The organism is Roseateles sp. P5_E1 (genome assembly GCF_054049335.1).
Window position 1 is genome coordinate 1 of the sequence record NZ_JBFUMN010000333.1, and the last position, 587, is coordinate 587.

General features: G+C 64.2%; 1 protein-coding gene. It reads left to right on the forward strand.

All coding sequences use genetic code 11. The annotated features are described in order from the left end of the window. Window positions 1-111: 111 nt before the first annotated feature. Window positions 112-519 (forward strand): DUF6165 family protein, encoded by a 408-nt coding sequence (locus ACXJKJ_RS31370; RefSeq protein ID WP_457395553.1) that lies wholly within the window; start codon window positions 112-114, stop codon window positions 517-519. Window positions 520-587 lie beyond the last annotated feature (68 nt).

Here is a 587-nt window from a genome sequence, read left to right on the forward strand (position 1 = left end):
GTGCGCCACCTGACGGCAGGATGAGAAACGCGGGAACAGTGCGTCAGGCAGCCCACCTGTGTTCTACGCCGGGTCCGCTAAACTGCCCGTCTCATGTAACGGATCTCCCCCATGACCGCTGAAATYCTGGTTCCKGTKTCCTTYGGYGAGCTGCTSGACAAGMTCKCSATCCTGCAGATCAAGTCCGAGCGCATCGACGATGCCGCCAAACTGGCCAACATCCATGCCGAGCTGAGCGCGCTGGACAAGACCTGGATGGCGCACCCGGCGGCGGTGAAGGACATCGCGCGTCTGCGTGCCGACCTGAAGGCGGTCAACGAGCGGCTGTGGGACATCGAGGACAACATCCGCCTGCAGGACAAGGCGCAGGCCTTCGACGAGAACTTCGTCGCGCTGGCCCGCAGCGTGTACCTGCAGAACGACGAGCGTGCCCGGATCAAGAAGGCGATCAACCTGGCGCTGGGCTCGGGCTWCGTCGAAGAGAAGTSGTACAAGGATTACGCACCCAGGGGCGCGTAACTCCGTCGGCCTGCGATGCGCAGGTGGTAATGCCGGCCGCCGGCCGGCAACCCCGCAATGTCCGGCCC